Source organism: Mycobacterium sp. NGS67 (genome assembly GCF_059812185.1).
In genome coordinates this window covers 113,019-128,315 of the sequence record NZ_JCALCF010000016.1, presented here as the reverse complement: position 1 = coordinate 128,315, position 15,297 = coordinate 113,019, and the positions used below count along the sequence as shown (strand labels likewise).

Here is a 15,297-nt window from a genome sequence, read left to right as displayed (position 1 = left end):
ACCGCCGTCTGCTCGCGGCACTACCGCCGCCCGGCTGCCAGAGCACGTCACCGTCGGGATTGGCCACCCGCGACAGAATGAACAGCAAGTCCGAGAGCCGGTTCAGGTACTTCGCCGGCAGCACGCTCACCCCGTCCGGATGCGCCTCGACCGCGGCCCACGCCGAACGCTCGGCGCGACGGGCGACCGTCCGCGCGACGTGCAGCAGTGCCGACAGCGGCGAACCACCCGGCAGGACAAACGAATTCAGCGCCGGCAGATCCTCGTTGTAGGCGTCGCACCAACCTTCCAGCCGGTCGATATAGGGCTGGGTGATACGCAGCGGCGGATACTTCGGGTTGTCCACCACCGGAGTCGACAGGTCCGCGCCCGCGTCGAACAGGTCGTTCTGAATCTGCTTGAGCACACCTGCGAGTTGCTCATCGGGTGCGCCCAACGCCACCGCGACGCCGATCGCAGCGTTGGCCTCGTCGCAGTCCGCGTAGGCGACCAGGCGGGCGTCGGTCTTGTGGACCCGTGAGAAATCGCTCAATCCCGTCGTGCCGTCGTCGCCGGTGCGGGTATAAATGCGGGTCAGATGGACTGCCATAGGCAAAACCGTACCGGGCCGACTGACATGGACGGTGTCGCTCACTAGACTTACCCGGGTGGCGGAGCGATTCGTGGTGACTGGTGGCAGCCGGTTGTCCGGCGAAGTCGCCGTCGGAGGCGCCAAGAACAGTGTGCTCAAGCTGATGGCCGCGACCCTGCTGGCCGAGGGCACCAGCACCATCACCAACTGCCCTGACATCCTCGACGTGCCGTTGATGGCCGAGGTACTGCGTGGTCTCGGCGCCACCGTCGAGCTCGACGGGGACGTCGCCCGGATCACCTCACCCGACGAGCCCAAGTACGACGCCGACTTCGCCGCCGTACGCCAGTTCCGCGCTTCGGTCTGTGTGCTGGGGCCCCTGGTCGGACGCTGCAAACAGGCCAGAGTCGCGCTGCCCGGCGGCGACGCGATCGGATCGCGGCCGCTGGACATGCACCAGGCGGGTCTGCGGCAACTCGGCGCCACCTGCAACATCGAGCATGGGTGTGTGGTTGCTCACGCAGATACGTTGCGCGGGGCAGAGATTCAGCTGGAATTCCCGTCGGTGGGCGCCACCGAGAACATTTTGATGGCAGCGGTCATGGCCGAGGGCGTCACCACCATCCACAACGCCGCACGCGAGCCCGACGTCGTCGACCTGTGCACCATGCTCAACCAGATGGGTGCCCAGATCGAGGGAGCCGGCTCACCGACCATGACCATCACCGGCGTCCCGCGGCTGCATCCCACCGAGCATCGGGTCATCGGTGACCGCATCGTGGCGGCTACGTGGGGGATCGCCGCCGCCATGACCCGCGGCGACATCACCGTGACGGGAATAGATCCGGCGCATCTGCAGTTGGTGCTGCATAAGTTGCACGATGCGGGCGCCACGGTCACCCAGACCGATACCAGCTTCCGGATTGCGCAATACGAACGGCCCAAAGCGGTCAACGTCGCGACGTTGCCGTTTCCGGGGTTCCCAACTGACTTGCAGCCCATGGCGATTGCGCTTGCCTCGATCGCTGACGGCACCTCGATGATCACCGAGAACGTGTTCGAGGCACGGTTTCGCTTCGTCGAGGAGATGATCCGGCTCGGGGCCGACGCGCGCACCGACGGGCACCACGCCGTGGTGCGCGGACTGCCGCAGTTGTCCAGTGCTCCGGTGTGGTGTTCGGACATCCGCGCAGGTGCCGGCCTGGTACTGGCAGGCCTTGTGGCAGACGGAGATACCGAGGTCCACGACGTGTTTCACATCGATCGCGGCTACCCGTTGTTCGTCGAGAACCTGGCGATTTTGGGAGCCGAGATCGAGCGGGTACAGTAGCCATCGTTCACGCCCCACAGGCGCGATCACCTCCCAAAAGATGATCGAAACCAGGGCTTGACTCTCTAGCCGGATCTGTATTAAGCTGGCAGGGTTGCCCCGAAGCGGGCGAAACAAGCAGTAAAAAGTGTTGTTTGAGAACTCAATAGTGTGTTTGGTGTTTTTGTTTGTTGTTGTTTTTTGACTACATTCGGCGCCCCCCGTGTGTCGGTGTAGTCGTTTTTTCAGATGCCAGTTCATGGCGTCTTTTTGTTAGGTCAGATTTTCTCTGATTGTGAATTCACCTCGGTATCGAGGGGTTTTTGTTTGGAGAGTTTGATCCTGGCTCAGGACGAACGCTGGCGGCGTGCTTAACACATGCAAGTCGAACGGAAAGGCCCTTCGGGGTACTCGAGTGGCGAACGGGTGAGTAACACGTGGGTGATCTGCCCTGCACATCGGGATAAGCCTGGGAAACTGGGTCTAATACCGGATAGGACCACGGGATGCATGTCCTGTGGTGGAAAGCTTTTGCGGTGTGGGATGGGCCCGCGGCCTATCAGCTTGTTGGTGGGGTGACGGCCTACCAAGGCGACGACGGGTAGCCGGCCTGAGAGGGTGTCCGGCCACACTGGGACTGAGATACGGCCCAGACTCCTACGGGAGGCAGCAGTGGGGAATATTGCACAATGGGCGCAAGCCTGATGCAGCGACGCCGCGTGGGGGATGACGGCCTTCGGGTTGTAAACCTCTTTCACCATCGACGAAGGTCCGGGTTTTCTCGGATTGACGGTAGGTGGAGAAGAAGCACCGGCCAACTACGTGCCAGCAGCCGCGGTAATACGTAGGGTGCGAGCGTTGTCCGGAATTACTGGGCGTAAAGAGCTCGTAGGTGGTTTGTCGCGTTGTTCGTGAAATCTCACGGCTTAACTGTGAGCGTGCGAGCGATACGGGCAGACTTGAGTACTGCAGGGGAGACTGGAATTCCTGGTGTAGCGGTGGAATGCGCAGATATCAGGAGGAACACCGGTGGCGAAGGCGGGTCTCTGGGCAGTAACTGACGCTGAGGAGCGAAAGCGTGGGGAGCGAACAGGATTAGATACCCTGGTAGTCCACGCCGTAAACGGTGGGTACTAGGTGTGGGTTTCCTTCCTTGGGATCCGTGCCGTAGCTAACGCATTAAGTACCCCGCCTGGGGAGTACGGCCGCAAGGCTAAAACTCAAAGGAATTGACGGGGGCCCGCACAAGCGGCGGAGCATGTGGATTAATTCGATGCAACGCGAAGAACCTTACCTGGGTTTGACATGCACAGGACGCCGGCAGAGATGTCGGTTCCCTTGTGGCCTGTGTGCAGGTGGTGCATGGCTGTCGTCAGCTCGTGTCGTGAGATGTTGGGTTAAGTCCCGCAACGAGCGCAACCCTTGTCTCATGTTGCCAGCGGGTAATGCCGGGGACTCGTGAGAGACTGCCGGGGTCAACTCGGAGGAAGGTGGGGATGACGTCAAGTCATCATGCCCCTTATGTCCAGGGCTTCACACATGCTACAATGGCCGGTACAAAGGGCTGCGATGCCGCGAGGTTAAGCGAATCCTTTTAAAGCCGGTCTCAGTTCGGATCGGGGTCTGCAACTCGACCCCGTGAAGTCGGAGTCGCTAGTAATCGCAGATCAGCAACGCTGCGGTGAATACGTTCCCGGGCCTTGTACACACCGCCCGTCACGTCATGAAAGTCGGTAACACCCGAAGCCAGTGGCCTAACCCTTTGGGAGGGAGCTGTCGAAGGTGGGATCGGCGATTGGGACGAAGTCGTAACAAGGTAGCCGTACCGGAAGGTGCGGCTGGATCACCTCCTTTCTAAGGAGCACCACGAAAAGCACTCCAATTGGTGGGGTGCGAGCCGTGAGGGGTTCTCGTCTGTAGTGGACGAGGGCCGGGTGCACGACAACAAGCAAGCCAGACACACTATTGGGTCCTGAGGCAACACTTGAGTGTTTCAGGTGTTGTCCCACCATCTTGGTGGTGGGGTGTGGTGTTTGAGAACTGGATAGTGGTTGCGAGCATCAAATGATCGCGTCGCCGTTCGCGGTGGCGTGTTTCTTTTGTGCAATTTTATTCTTTGGTTTTTGTAGTGTTTGTAAGTGTCTAAGGGCGCATGGTGGATGCCTTGGCATCGAGAGCCGATGAAGGACGTGGGAGGCTGCGATATGCCTCGGGGAGCTGTCAACCGAGCGTTGATCCGAGGATTTCCGAATGGGGAAACCCAGCACGAGTGATGTCGTGTTACCCGTATCTGAATATATAGGGTGCGGGAGGGAACGCGGGGAAGTGAAACATCTCAGTACCCGTAGGAACAGAAAACAATTGTGATTCCGCTAGTAGTGGCGAGCGAACGCGGAACATGGCTAAACCGCATGCATGTGATACCGGGTAGGGGTTGTGTGTGCGGGGTTGTGGGAATGATCTTCTCAGCTCTACCTGGCTGAGAGGCAGTCAGAAAGTGTCGTGATTAGCGGAAGTGGCCTGGGATGGTCTGCCGCAGACGGTGAGAGCCCGGTACGCGAAAATCCGACACCTGCCTTGATCAATCTCCCGAGTAGCAGCGAGCCCGTGGAATTTGCTGTGAATCTGCCGGGACCACCCGGTAAGCCTAAATACTTCTCGATGACCGATAGCGGATTAGTACCGTGAGGGAATGGTGAAAAGTACCCCGGGAGGGGAGTGAAAGAGTACCTGAAACCGTGCGCCTACAATCCGTCAGAGCCTCCTTGTGGGGTGATGGCGTGCCTTTTGAAGAATGAGCCTGCGAGTCAGGGACATGTCGCGAGGTTAACCCGTGTGGGGTAGCCGCAGCGAAAGCGAGTCTGAATAGGGCGCATCCCTTTGGGGTGTAGTGGCATGTTCTGGACCCGAAGCGGAGTGATCTACCCATGGCCAGGGTGAAGCGCGGGTAAGACCGCGTGGAGGCCCGAACCCACTTAGGTTGAAGACTGAGGGGATGAGCTGTGGGTAGGGGTGAAAGGCCAATCAAACTCCGTGATAGCTGGTTCTCCCCGAAATGCATTTAGGTGCAGCGTTGCGTGGTTCACCACGGAGGTAGAGCTACTGGATGGCCGATGGGCCCTACTAGGTTACTGACGTCAGCCAAACTCCGAATGCCGTGGTGTCAAGCGTGGCAGTGAGACGGCGGGGGATAAGCTCCGTACGTCGAAAGGGAAACAGCCCAGATCGCCGGCTAAGGCCCCAAAGCGTGTGCTAAGTGGAAAAGGATGTGCAGTCGCAGAGACAACCAGGAGGTTGGCTTAGAAGCAGCCACCCTTGAAAGAGTGCGTAATAGCTCACTGGTCAAGTGATTGTGCGCCGATAATGTAGCGGGGCTCAAGCACACCGCCGAAGCCGCGGCACATCTACTTTTGTAGGTGTGGGTAGGGGAGCGTCCCTCATTCAGCGAAGCCGTCGGGTAACCGCCGGTGGAGGGTGGGGGAGTGAGAATGCAGGCATGAGTAGCGAATAGGCAAGTGAGAACCTTGCCCGCCGAAAGACCAAGGGTTCCTGGGCCAGGCCAGTCCGCCCAGGGTGAGTCGGGACCTAAGGCGAGGCCGACAGGCGTAGTCGATGGACAACGGGTTGATATTCCCGTACCCGTGTGTGCGCGCCCGTGATGAATCAATTGTGCTAACCACCCAAATGGTCGCTGATCAATCCCTTCGGGGTGCGACGGTGACCGGCTGCGTGGGACCCCGGTTGGTAGTAGTCAAGCGAAGGGGTGACGCAGGAAGGTAGCCGTACCAGTCAGTGGTAATACTGGGGCAAGCCCGTAGGGAGAGCGATAGGCAAATCCGTCGCTCACTAATCCTGAGAGGTGACGCATAGCCGATTGAGGCGAATTCGGTGATCCTCAGCTGCCAAGAAAAGCCTCTAGCGAGTTCACACACGGCCCGTACCCCAAACCAACACAGGTGGTCAGGTAGAGAATACCAAGGCGTACGAGATAACTATGGTTAAGGAACTCGGCAAAATGCCCCCGTAACTTCGGGAGAAGGGGGACCGGCATGCCGTGAACACCTTTTCGGTGGGAGCGGAAACCGGTCGCAGAAACCAGTGAGAAGCGACTGTTTACTAAAAACACAGGTCCGTGCGAAGTCGCAAGACGATGTATACGGACTGACGCCTGCCCGGTGCTGGAAGGTTAAGAGGACCCGTTAACTCGCAAGGGTGAAGCGGAGAATTTAAGCCCCAGTAAACGGCGGTGGTAACTATAACCATCCTAAGGTAGCGAAATTCCTTGTCGGGTAAGTTCCGACCTGCACGAATGGCGTAACGACTTCTCAACTGTCTCAACCATAGACTCGGCGAAATTGCACTACGAGTAAAGATGCTCGTTACGCGCGGCAGGACGAAAAGACCCCGGGACCTTCACTATAGCTTGGTATTGTTGTTCGGTACGGTTTGTGTAGGATAGGTGGGAGACTGTGAAACTCGGACGCTAGTTCGAGTGGAGTCGTTGTTGAAATACCACTCTGATCGTATTGGACACCTAACGTCGAACCGTATATCCGGTTCACGGACAGTGCCTGGTGGGTAGTTTAACTGGGGCGGTTGCCTCCTAAAATGTAACGGAGGCGCCCAAAGGTTCCCTCAACCTGGACGGCAATCAGGTGTTGAGTGTAAATGCACAAGGGAGCTTGACTGCGAGACCTACAAGTCAAGCAGGGACGAAAGTCGGGATTAGTGATCCGGCACCTCTGAGTGGAAGGGGTGTCGCTCAACGGATAAAAGGTACCCCGGGGATAACAGGCTGATCTTCCCCAAGAGTCCATATCGACGGGATGGTTTGGCACCTCGATGTCGGCTCGTCGCATCCTGGGGCTGGAGCAGGTCCCAAGGGTTGGGCTGTTCGCCCATTAAAGCGGCACGCGAGCTGGGTTTAGAACGTCGTGAGACAGTTCGGTCTCTATCCGCCGCGCGCGTCAGAAACTTGAGGAAACCTGTCCCTAGTACGAGAGGACCGGGACGGACGAACCTCTAGTGCACCAGTTGTCCCACCAGGGGCACCGCTGGATAGCTACGTTCGGACAGGATAACCGCTGAAAGCATCTAAGCGGGAAACCTTCTCCAAGATCAGGTTTCTCACCCTCTAGGAGGGATAAGGCCCCCCGCAGACCACGGGATTGATAGGCCAGACCTGGAAGCTCAGTAATGGGTGCAGGGAACTGGCACTAACCGGCCGAAAACTTACCAACACAACCAATCGCAACCACTATCCGTCTCTCGGCATTCGTGTCGAGGACACCACACCCCCCATCAACACAACTTGATTGCACAAAATAAATAGAGTTACGGCGGCCACAGCGACAGGGAAACGCCCGGTCCCATCCCGAACCCGGAAGCTAAGCCTGTCAGCGCCGATGGTACTGCCCTTTTCGGGTGGAAGAGTAGGACACCGCCGAACACACAAAAACACCCCCATTTATTTGGGGGTGTTTTTGTTATTGCGCGACCAGCCGCAAAAGCCCCTCATTTCGCTAAGAAATGGGGGCCTTTTGCTGGGGGCACCCCCCGCTTGCGGGGGTGCGTCGCGCCATGTCAGAAGAGGGTTGCGTGGGCGCGGCGCCGTTCCAAGGCGAGCAGCGTCTGCTTGCGGTCCAACCCACCGCCATACCCGGTCAACTTGCCGCCGGCACCGATCACCCGATGACACGGGACGATGATGGCAATCGGGTTGTGGCCGTTGGCCAGTCCTACCGCGCGCGCGGCGCCGGGGGCCCCGATCTGTTGGGCTATCTCTCCGTAGGAGCGGGTCTGGCCGTAGGGGATGGTCAGCAGGGCCTGCCACACCCGCTGCTGAAATGCCGTGCCGCCCATGTCCAATTCGACGTCGAAGTCGAGCAGTTCGCCGCCGAAATAAGCATCGAGTTGGGCTGCCACTTCGGCGAACGCGGTGTCGTCCGGAATCCAATCGGCCCGACTCGGTTCGTAGGTCTGGTCCACCATGCGCAGATTCGTCAGAGTCCCGTCCCGCCCGGCCAGCGTCAACGGTCCGATCGGGCTGTCGATGGTGCGGTAGACAGTCATGCGATCCCCTTCTGAGTTGTAGGCGGCCACTGGTTGACCGGATGTTCCAGGGTGGTCCAAAGATGTTGAGTCGCATAGGAACGCCACGGCCGCCAGCGTGCGCTGCGCTCGGTCAGCGTTCGTGTGGGTGCCGGCAGACCGAGTTTCTCGGCGGCCAGTCTGACGCCGAGGTCGCTGGCCGGGAAGGCGTCGGGGTCTCCCAGCCCACGCATCGCGATCACCTCCGCGGTCCAGGGCCCGATGCCCGGCAGGTCCAGCAACTGGCGCCGCGCCCGGGTCCAATCGCACCCGGGATCGAGGTTCACCTTCCCCTCGGCGATGCCGTCGACCAGAGCGCTCACCGTTCGGCGACGGGCCGCGGGGACGGCCAGATGGACCGGATCGATCTCCGCGAGCTGTTCGACGGACGGGAAGGTGTGGGTCAACGCGCCCGCGCTGTCGTGCACGGGCTGACCGTACGCGGCGACCAGCCGGGCCGCGTGCGTCCGTGCGGCCTTGGTCGAAACCTGTTGTCCGAGAACGGTACGCACGGCCAGTTCGGCCTCATCGACGGTGCGGGGAATGCGCTGCCCGGGCGCCTTGGCCACCACCGGCGCCAGGTCCGGGTCCGCGCTGAGCGCCTCCACGACCGCTTCGGGATCGGCGTCCAGATCCAGCAGACGACGGCACCGCGCCGTGGCCGTGGCCAGGTCGCGGAAGTCGTCGAGCACCAGCACGCAGTGCACGTGATCGGGTGCGGGCGTCAGCGTCACCACGCCGTTGCCCGCGGAGAGCCGTAACGTGCGCCGGTAGGCGCCGTCCCGTACCTCTTCGCATCCCGGAACCGCGGTGGCGGCCAGGTGTCCGAACACCCCTTCGTAGGCGAATGGCGTGCGTACCGGCAGGCGCAACGACACCGCGTTCAAAGACCTGCCGGCACAACCGAATCGCGCGTTGGCGCGCTTGCGCAACACCGTCGGTGTGCTGTCGGCGACGAGGCGCACGGTGTCGTTGAACTGGCGGATGCTGGAAAAACCGGCGCCGAACGCGACGTCGCCGAACGGCAGATCTGTCGTCTCGATGAGCACCCGAGCGGTCTGCATCCGCTGCGCTCGGGCCAGTGCGAGCGGACCGGCGCCGACCTCGCTCTGCAACAACCGTTCGACCTGCCGGGTGGTGTACCCGAGGCGCGCCGCCAACCCGGTGACACCCTCGCGGTCGACCGTGCCGTCGGCGATGAGCCGCATCGCTCGGGCGACGACGTCACCGCGCACGTTCCACTCTGGAGAACCCGGCGACGCGTCCGGACGGCAGCGCTTACAGGCGCGGAATCCCTCGCGTTGGGCCGCGGCGGCCGTCGGCAGGAAACGCACATTCCGTTCATACGGTGGCCGAACCGGACAGCTGGGCCGGCAATAGATCCGGGTGGTCAGCACAGCCGTCACGAACCAGCCGTCGAACCGAGCGTCCTTGGCCTGGACAGCTCGGTAGCAGCGTTCGAAATCCTCGTGCACTCTTCGACAATTACATTAAGTCGCCGGCGAGACTAGCGGAAAAGCGACATCACTGTGGAGTGATCTGCAGACGCGATCATCCCCCGCCGCAACCGCCGCCGCAGCCACCGCCGCCGCAGCCGCCACCGCCACCGCAGCCACCGCTGCATCCGCCTCCGCAACCGCTATCGCCGTCAGAGCGCATGCCCTTCCGGTGCGGGTCTTGGTCCTTACCGGCCGTCCAGATGTCGCCGTACTTGGCGGCGGCAGCCCGCACGGCGAGCACGTGAAAAACGACGAACGGGAGCGCCAGGATCGCGAGATTGCCCAGCGCGTTCCCCGTGGGACTCATGCGGCGAAGGCTACCCGGTCGAGCTACTTCTTGATTTCGGCCGGATCGACGGGCGAGGCCAGCCGGGTGCGTTCGTCGTGGCCCCGCAGTTTCACGTGCCTGCCCAACGACCAGCGAGCCTGCTCCTCTTCGCTGGCGCCTTCGACCGTCTGCGCCGAAGCGAGCAACCGGCCGGGTTTGGATTTCGCCAGTTCGCACAATCGCGCGGCCTCGTTGACCGGTTCACCGATCACGGTGTATTCGAAGCGCTCCTTGGCGCCCACGTTGCCGGCGACCACCTGGCCGGCCGCCACCGCGATGCCGGCCTTGCACTCCGGCATTTCACCGGCCAACCGGTCGGCGATGCATCGGGCCGCGGCCAGCGCTTCGTCCTCGGGCGAGTCGAGATGGTTCGGGGCGCCGAAAATCGCCAGCGACGCATCGCCCTCGAATTTGTTGACCAGGCCGTGATGAGCATCGACCTCTTCGACGACGATCGTGAAGAAGCGGTTGAGCAGCTGCACGACCTCCGAAGGCGGGCGTTTCGTCACCAACTGCGTCGAGGCGACGATGTCGATGAAGACAACGGCGACGTGGCGTTCCTCGCCGCCCAGCTTGGGCCGATCGCGTTCGGCGGCCAAGGCGACTTCGCGACCGACGTGCCGGCCGAAGAGGTCGCGCACGCGCTCCCGCTCGCGCAATCCGTCGACCATCGCGTTGAATCCGCGCTGCAGCTCGCCGAGTTCGGTGCCGTCGAAGACCACCAGATCACCCCGAAGGTTGCCTTGTTCGACGCGCTTGAGGGCCGCGCGTACCACGCGCACCGGTGTCGCAGTCAACCAGGCCAGAATCCACATCAACGCGAAACCGAAGATAAGCGTGGCGCTCGAGACGATCAGGACCGCGACGGCGAATTGGGTCTCGGTCATATTCCGCAACGCAATCTGGAAGATCGCGATCAGGGCGATGCCGATCACCGGGACGCCCGACCCGAGCATCCACACCATCATCGTGCGACCCATGATGCCCGGCGCCAGCCGACGGGGCGGTGGCCCCGCTTCCAGCGCCTGCGCGGCCACCGGGCGCAGCGCGAACTCGGCGAGAAGATAGCTGCCCGTAGCGACCAGCACCCCGCAGAACGTCACGGCGAAGAGGAAGCGCGGAATGAAGTTGGTGTTGGCCATCCCGTAGACGGTGGTGAGTAACGCCGCACCGACGCCCCACAAGATCAGGTCGACGACGGCTACGTGCCAGGGCGCCTGGAACGTATTGCGTTCGTCCTCTCGGGTCGGCGTGCGTTCTTCGATCGCCCAGCGCAGCGAGATGACGGTGCGACGAGTAATCCAATACATGCCCGCTGCCAGAGCCAGGACGATATACGCGGGGGCAACTCCGGCGGTAATCCACAACACGTGCTCGCTGAACACGCTGGGATTGGGGATGGCCACCGTCACCAGCAGCACGGCGACGCCGATCCCGATCAAGTTGGCGCCCCCGACCATCACGGTCATGATCACCTGGATGCGTACCCGCCGACTGTGCGGGTTCTCCGAAACGCGTCCGAGCAGCCAGGAACCGAACGCAGGAGTATCCGGCCGACCACTTTGACGGGTCACCTTTTCCAGGACCCGGCCCAAGCGGCGCGCGATTCTCTCGGCAAGTGACTTCTTGGGCGACATCGTGGCGTCAGCCTAGTTCGTCGCACGCTCTAAGGTGTGTCGGGTGCGTCTCGTCATCGCTCAATGCACCGTCGACTACGTCGGCCGCCTCACCGCCCATCTGCCTTCCGCGCGTCGGCTGCTGCTGTTCAAGGCGGACGGCTCGGTGAGCGTGCACGCCGACGACCGCGCGTACAAGCCGCTGAACTGGATGAGCCCGCCGTGCTGGCTGAGCGAAGAGCCGGGGCAGGTGTGGGTGGTGCAGAACAAGACCGGAGAACAGCTGCGCATCACCGTCGAGGAGATCGAGCACGACTCCAGCCACGAGCTGGGCGTCGACCCGGGATTGGTCAAGGACGGAGTGGAAGCTCACCTGCAAGCCTTGCTGGCCGAGCACGTTCAGCTGCTCGGTGAGGGGTACACGTTGGTGCGCCGCGAATACATGACCGCGATCGGGCCGGTCGACCTGTTGTGTCGGGACGAGAAGGGACGTTCGGTGGCGGTGGAGATCAAGCGGCGCGGCGAAATCGACGGGGTCGAGCAGCTGACGCGCTATCTCGAATTGCTCAACCGCGACACCGTACTGGCGCCGGTGCAGGGCGTCTTCGCGGCGCAGCAGATCAAGCCCCAGGCCCGTACCCTGGCCATCGATCGTGGGATCCGTTGTCTGACACTAGATTACGACAAGATGCGGGGGATGGACAGCGACGAGTACCGGCTGTTCTGATGCCGCGGCGCCGCAAACCCCGGCCCATGTCGCCGCTGCCGTTGCCGCGCCGGCTCGAAACCGGACCCGACGGCCACGAGTACGAAGTGCGGTCCGTCGCCGCCGCCCGCGCGGTCAAGACGTATCGCTGCCCGGGGTGTGATCACGAAATCCGTTCCGGGACAGCGCATGTGGTGGTGTGGCCGACCGGGTCACCGATCGCGGTGGAGGACCGCAGACACTGGCACACGCCGTGCTGGGCCAATCGGACCAACCGCGGGCCGACCCGCAAATGGTTTTAAGCGGTCAGCGCGAAGCCGGCTCGACCAACTCGATGAGCACGCCGCCGGCGTCCTTGGGGTGGATGAAGTTGATCCGGGAGTTTGCCGTGCCGCGTCGGGGCGCTTCGTAGACCAGCCGCACGCCCTGGGACCGCAGCTGCTCGCACATGGCGTCGAGATCCCTGATCCGGCAGGCCAGCTGCTGGATGCCGGGGCCGCGCTTGTCGATGAACTTGGCGATCACCGAGGTCTCGTCCAGCGGTGCCATCAACTGGATCTGCGCGCTGGTGCCGGGCACGGCCAGCATGGCCTCCCGAATGCCCTGGTCGTCGTTGATTTCTTCGTGCACCAGGATCATGCCGAGGTGGTCGTTGTACCACTCGATCGCGGCGTCGAGATCGGCTACTGCAATGCCGACGTGATCAAGTCCGGTTACCAGCGAGGTGGCCAGACTGCGACGGGCGTCAACTTGATCGGTGGTCATTACATAACGGTAACCTCGTGGGGAAGAATCCGCTTCTCCGGGTTGGCACGATCGGCCGTTCGGTATGCGCTTAGGAGGTTTGATGACCACGTCGGTGATCGTTGCTGGAGCACGCACCCCGATCGGCAAATTAATGGGTTCGTTGAAGGATTTCAGCGCCAGCGATCTGGGGGCCATCGCGATCAAAGCGGCCCTGGAAAAGGCCGGGGTTTCGCCGTCGGCAGTTCAGTACGTGATCATGGGCCAGGTGCTGACGGCCGGGGCCGGACAGATGCCCGCACGCCAGGCCGCTGTCGCCGCCGGCATCGGGTGGGACGTGCCTTCGCTGACCATCAACAAGATGTGTCTGTCCGGGATCGATGCCATCGCGCTGGCTGACCAGCTGATCCGGGCGGGGGAGTTCGACGTCGTGGTCGCCGGAGGTCAGGAATCCATGACCAAGGCGCCCCACCTGCTGGTCGACAGCCGGTCCGGCTACAAGTACGGCAATGTCACCGTGCTGGACCACATGGCCTACGACGGACTGCACGACGTGTTCACCGATCAACCGATGGGCGCGCTGACCGAGCAGCGCAACGACGTCGACCAGTTCACCCGCCAGGAGCAGGACGAATACGCCGCCCGGTCGCACCAGCGGGCGGCCGCGGCCTGGAAGGACGGGATATTCGCCGACGAGGTCGTCCCGGTCCAGATCCCGCAGCGCAAGGGAGATCCGCTGCAGTTCAGCGAGGACGAGGGCATCCGCGCCAACACCACCGCCGACTCGTTGGCCGGCCTCAAGCCGGCGTTCCGCAAGGACGGCACCATCACCGCCGGATCCGCCTCGCAGATCTCCGACGGCGCCGCCGCGGTGGTGGTGATGAAGAAGGAGAAGGCCCAGGAGTTGGGTCTGACCTGGCTGGCCGAGATCGGCGCCCACGGCGTGGTGGCCGGACCGGACTCCACCCTGCAATCCCAGCCCGCCAATGCCATCAAGAAAGCGCTTGACCGCGAAGGGATTTCGGTCGACCAGCTGGACGTGGTGGAGATCAACGAGGCGTTCGCGGCCGTGTCGCTGGCCTCGACCAAGGAACTCGGCGTGGACCCTGAGATCGTCAACGTCAACGGCGGGGCGATCGCCGTCGGGCACCCCATCGGCATGTCCGGCGCCCGCATCACGCTGCACGTGGCGCTGGAATTGGCTCGGCGCGGATCGGGCTATGGCGTAGCGGCGTTGTGCGGCGCCGGCGGACAGGGCGACGCGCTCATCCTGCGTGCTCCGTGAGTTTGCTGACGACGGCTCATTCAGCGACGGCCGCAGGCTTTGTGAGATTGGTCATATCGCTAAGTTACCGGTCGGTACGTGCGGTTTTCGGTGCCGCCGTGACCGGCTCACGACTGCGGCGGGCGGCGTGACAGACTTAACGGCGTGACACGTCCTCGACCCCCGATCGGGCCTGCGCTGGCCGGCGCGGTCGACCTGTCCGGTCTCAAACAGCGCGCTCAACAGAACGCGGCGAGCGCTTCGACGGGCCCGGCGGGAGGCGAGCCGGGTGGGCCCGGCGCCGCGCAGATCATTCAGGTCACCGAGGCCAACTTCGAAGACGAAGTTATCAACCGTTCCGACGAGGTGCCGGTCGTCGTGCTGCTGTGGTCACCGCGCAGCGAGGTCTGCGTCGAGTTGCTCGAGACGCTGGCCGGCCTGGCAGCGGAGGACAACGGCAAGTGGGCGCTGGCGGCGGCCAACGTGGACGCCTCGCCGGGGATGGCCCGGGTGTTCGGCGTCCAGGCGGTCCCGACGGTGGTGGCACTGGCCGCGGCCCAACCGATCTCCAGCTTTCAGGGTCCGCAGGAGGGCGATCAGCTACGGCGCTGGATCGACAAGCTGCTCGAAGCGACCGCCGGCAAGCTCCGGGGCGCGCCGGCGTCGGGAGAGTCGGCACCGGTCGACCCGGTGCTGGCCAAGGCGCGTGCGGATCTGGACGCGGGCGACTTCGCCGCGGCCAAAGAGTCCTACCAGGCGGTGCTGGAGGCGAACCCGGGCAGCGTCGAAGCCAAGGGCGCCATCCGCCAGATCGAGTTCCTCACCCGCGCCACCGCGCAGCGTCCGGACGCCGTCCTAGCCGCCGATGCCGCGCCGCAAGACATCGAAGCCGCTTTCGCCGCCGCTGACGTGCAGCTCCTCAACCAGGACGTCAGTGGAGCGTTCGCCCGGCTGATTGCGTTGGTGCGCAACACATCCGGAGACGAGCGCACCAAAGTTCGCACCCGGCTGATCGAACTGTTCGAGTTGTTCGACCCGGCTGACCCAGAGGTGATCGCCGGACGGCGCAACCTCGCCAACGCGCTGTACTGAGGTCTTTTCCCAGCGCGAGCAGACGCAGAATCGCGTCATAGCGCTCGCCTGAGTGCGATTCTGCGTCTGCTCGCGGGG

Annotated in this window: 11 protein-coding genes and 3 rRNA genes; 8 read left to right on the top strand and 6 right to left on the bottom strand. The window is 62.8% G+C overall.

Annotation, left to right across the window (positions count from 1 at the left end; genetic code table 11):
* On the bottom strand, positions 1-589 hold a 589-nt coding region (locus AC5Y4D_RS16710), incomplete at its 3' end, for a cob(I)yrinic acid a,c-diamide adenosyltransferase (RefSeq protein WP_499941056.1).
* 58 nt (positions 590-647) lie between these two features.
* On the opposite strand from AC5Y4D_RS16710, the gene murA reads away from it, so the two are divergent.
* The 4 genes from murA (at position 648) to rrf (ending at position 7,329) form a co-directional block, all read left to right on the top strand.
* Positions 648-1,901 carry a UDP-N-acetylglucosamine 1-carboxyvinyltransferase gene (murA, locus tag AC5Y4D_RS16705; RefSeq protein WP_499941054.1) on the top strand — a complete coding sequence of 418 codons (1,254 nt, stop codon included), beginning with the start codon at positions 648-650 and terminating at the stop codon, positions 1,899-1,901.
* 303 nt (positions 1,902-2,204) lie between these two features.
* Positions 2,205-3,734, top strand: a 16S ribosomal RNA gene (locus tag AC5Y4D_RS16700).
* Positions 3,735-4,012: 278 nt separating this feature from the next.
* Positions 4,013-7,120 (top strand): 23S ribosomal RNA (locus AC5Y4D_RS16695).
* A gap of 95 nt (positions 7,121-7,215) precedes the next feature.
* A 5S ribosomal RNA gene (rrf, locus tag AC5Y4D_RS16690) occupies positions 7,216-7,329 on the top strand.
* The 16S, 23S and 5S rRNA genes sit together here, the layout of an rRNA operon.
* 134 nt (positions 7,330-7,463) lie before the next feature.
* On the opposite strand, the gene AC5Y4D_RS16685 is transcribed toward rrf, so the two are convergent.
* The 4 genes from AC5Y4D_RS16685 to AC5Y4D_RS16670 form a co-directional block, all read right to left on the bottom strand.
* A complete protein-coding gene (locus tag AC5Y4D_RS16685) occupies positions 7,464-7,952 on the bottom strand; it encodes a methylated-DNA--[protein]-cysteine S-methyltransferase (RefSeq protein WP_499941053.1) in 489 nt (162 codons plus the stop codon).
* A complete protein-coding gene (locus AC5Y4D_RS16680) occupies positions 7,949-9,445 on the bottom strand; it encodes an AlkA N-terminal domain-containing protein (RefSeq protein WP_499941051.1) in 1,497 nt (498 codons plus the stop codon). The genes AC5Y4D_RS16685 and AC5Y4D_RS16680 overlap by 4 nt, the downstream gene beginning before the upstream one ends.
* Positions 9,446-9,521: 76 nt before the next feature.
* Positions 9,522-9,776, bottom strand: coding sequence for a hypothetical protein (locus AC5Y4D_RS16675; RefSeq protein ID WP_499941049.1), 255 nt, complete (start codon positions 9,774-9,776; stop codon positions 9,522-9,524).
* 23 nt (positions 9,777-9,799) lie between these two features.
* Entirely contained in the window at positions 9,800-11,434 is a 1,635-nt protein-coding gene (locus tag AC5Y4D_RS16670; RefSeq protein WP_499941047.1) for an adenylate/guanylate cyclase domain-containing protein, read from the bottom strand.
* Positions 11,435-11,477: 43 nt separating this feature from the next.
* Between AC5Y4D_RS16670 and nucS the strand changes: the two genes are divergently transcribed.
* Both nucS and AC5Y4D_RS16660 read left to right on the top strand, forming a co-directional pair.
* Positions 11,478-12,140: an endonuclease NucS gene (nucS, locus tag AC5Y4D_RS16665; RefSeq protein ID WP_500037641.1), complete on the top strand. Its 663-nt coding sequence runs from the start codon at positions 11,478-11,480 to the stop codon at positions 12,138-12,140.
* Positions 12,140-12,421 (top strand): Rv1322 family protein, encoded by a 282-nt coding sequence (locus AC5Y4D_RS16660; protein ID WP_500037640.1) that lies wholly within the window; start codon positions 12,140-12,142, stop codon positions 12,419-12,421. Before nucS ends, AC5Y4D_RS16660 begins: the two co-directional genes overlap by 1 nt.
* Before the next feature lie 4 nt (positions 12,422-12,425).
* On the opposite strand, the gene mce is transcribed toward AC5Y4D_RS16660, so the two are convergent.
* Complete coding sequence (gene mce / locus AC5Y4D_RS16655; RefSeq protein WP_499941042.1) at positions 12,426-12,884, bottom strand: methylmalonyl-CoA epimerase; 459 nt, start codon at positions 12,882-12,884, stop codon at positions 12,426-12,428.
* 82 nt (positions 12,885-12,966) lie between these two features.
* On the opposite strand from mce, the gene AC5Y4D_RS16650 reads away from it, so the two are divergent.
* Entirely contained in the window at positions 12,967-14,148 is a 1,182-nt protein-coding gene (locus AC5Y4D_RS16650) for an acetyl-CoA C-acetyltransferase (protein WP_500037639.1), read from the top strand.
* Positions 14,149-14,292: 144 nt separating this feature from the next.
* Positions 14,293-15,219 carry a co-chaperone YbbN gene (locus AC5Y4D_RS16645; RefSeq protein ID WP_500037638.1) on the top strand — a complete coding sequence of 309 codons (927 nt, stop codon included), beginning with the start codon at positions 14,293-14,295 and terminating at the stop codon, positions 15,217-15,219.
* Positions 15,220-15,297 lie beyond the last annotated feature (78 nt).

What these genes read in the sequence shown, in the direction of transcription:
- AC5Y4D_RS16670 (WP_499941047.1), bottom strand. Translation starts at nt 11,434, where the DNA reads ATGTCGCCCAAGAAGTCACTTGCCGAGAGAATCGCGCGCCGCTTGGGC.
- AC5Y4D_RS16685 (WP_499941053.1), bottom strand. Translation starts at nt 7,952, where the DNA reads ATGACTGTCTACCGCACCATCGACAGCCCGATCGGACCGTTGACGCTG.
- AC5Y4D_RS16650 (WP_500037639.1), top strand. Translation starts at nt 12,967, where the DNA reads ATGACCACGTCGGTGATCGTTGCTGGAGCACGCACCCCGATCGGCAAA.
- AC5Y4D_RS16660 (WP_500037640.1), top strand. Translation starts at nt 12,140, where the DNA reads ATGCCGCGGCGCCGCAAACCCCGGCCCATGTCGCCGCTGCCGTTGCCG.
- mce (WP_499941042.1), bottom strand. Translation starts at nt 12,884, where the DNA reads ATGACCACCGATCAAGTTGACGCCCGTCGCAGTCTGGCCACCTCGCTG.
- AC5Y4D_RS16675 (WP_499941049.1), bottom strand. Translation starts at nt 9,776, where the DNA reads ATGAGTCCCACGGGGAACGCGCTGGGCAATCTCGCGATCCTGGCGCTC.